Source organism: Polaromonas sp. P3_C2 (assembly GCF_056402675.1).
This window is the reverse complement of the sequence record NZ_JBFUGX010000894.1, coordinates 1-1,420: the sequence shown is the minus strand read 5'-3', so window position 1 is coordinate 1,420 and position 1,420 is coordinate 1. Positions and strand designations below refer to the sequence as shown.

The following is a 1,420-nucleotide window of genomic DNA, read 5'->3' as shown; positions in this document are numbered from 1 at the left end:
TGATTGTGCCGTGATCTGGCTTCAGTTCCAGCCTTTGGCAGGCTGAAAATGCAAAAAACACCGGCCGACAACGAATGCACCATGATCGTGCATTAACATGGGCGCACAAGATTGGTGCAAAAAATCAACGCACCAACTCAGGGCCAAACTTCAGGTCAAATTTGTGCAGCCCGGCCAGCATGGCCGGATAGGCCAAATTGACCGCCTCGGGCGCGCCTTTGACGCCCAGTTCAATATGGCGGCCATATTCCGGGTGATCCACGCTGGGCAGGCTAAACACTTTCACTCCCGCATGGGCCGCTTCAATATCGAGCATCAGGGGCGTGAGCATGGCCTCCATGGACCCAAAAATGATCACCGACTTCTCGGTGTAAGGCGATTTTTGGTGCAGGTGGGCGTACTGGTTGTCGAGCACCCATTCAATCATCGGCCAGGCCATCACCGGGAAGCCGGGAACGAAGTGAACCGCCCCCTGCCCCGCCCGGCAGGTAAAGCCCGGAATCTTGTTGTACGGATTCGGAATAATCTCCGCGCCGACCGGAAACACGCCCATGTTCAGGCGGTGGATGTTGTCGTCGCGGTCAGGCTCGTAGGGTGTCCCCTGCTCTTTCGCCACATCCGCCATGCGTTCGAGGATCAGTGTTTTGGCCGTGGGATGCAGCGCAAGGTCAACGCCCAACGCTCTGGCGGCGCACTGCCGGGTGTGGTCGTCAGGTGTGGCCCCTATACCGCCGCAGGAGAACACCACGTCGCCGTTCTCATGCGCCGCTGCGAACGCGCGTGCCAGCGTGGCCGTGATACGCGCCGGATCGTCGCCGACGTAGTCGGCATAGGCCAGCTGCAAGCCGCGCGCACCCAGCAGTTCGATGGCTTTCGGCAGGTGTTTGTCGGCTCGTTTGCCGGAAAGGATTTCGTCGCCGACGATGATGAGGCCGAATTGTGGGGTCATGTTCAGGCTTGCCAGGTAATGGGTTCAGGGTTGTGATTCGGGCTTGCCGCCCAGCGAACCGAAGCTGGGCGCCGGCCCGGGGAGGGCATCGGGGGCCAGCTCATTTGCTATCGATTCAATAGCTGCTTGCGCAAGCGGGTCGGGCGCCAGGGCATTATTTTTCTTGCGAAGTTGTTCCAGGGCCGACAGCGTGTAGTGCGCAAACCAGAGCGAGGAAAACGCAAACACCAGGGTGTAGATCCAGATGGCCACCGGCACCAGGATGGGCGCCATGGCTACAAACATCGCGCCCGAGGCCCACAGCAGGCTGGGTGCCGCGCCCAGGTAGCCGCTGAACACACCGATCGCCAGCAGCGGCAGGCGATGTTCCTTGAATATCTGGCGCCGCTCTTCACTGCTGGCGTGGTCCACCATGGCGTCATAAGACATGACGCGGTAAGTCAGCCAGCCCCAGATCAGCGGGGGCAACAC

The 1,420-nt window shown here is 60.5% G+C and carries 2 protein-coding genes; both read right to left on the bottom strand.

Translation table 11 applies throughout. The features are described from left to right. Nucleotides 1–124: 124 nt before the first annotated feature. On the bottom strand, nucleotides 125–949 hold the full coding sequence (locus AC1DWI_RS23130; protein WP_477667928.1) for a competence/damage-inducible protein A: 825 nt from the start codon (nucleotides 947–949) through the stop codon (nucleotides 125–127). A 24-nt stretch (nucleotides 950–973) separates the two neighbouring features. Further along, nucleotides 974–1,420: EI24 domain-containing protein (locus tag AC1DWI_RS23125; RefSeq protein ID WP_477725914.1), on the bottom strand; the 447-nt coding region annotated here is incomplete at its 5' end.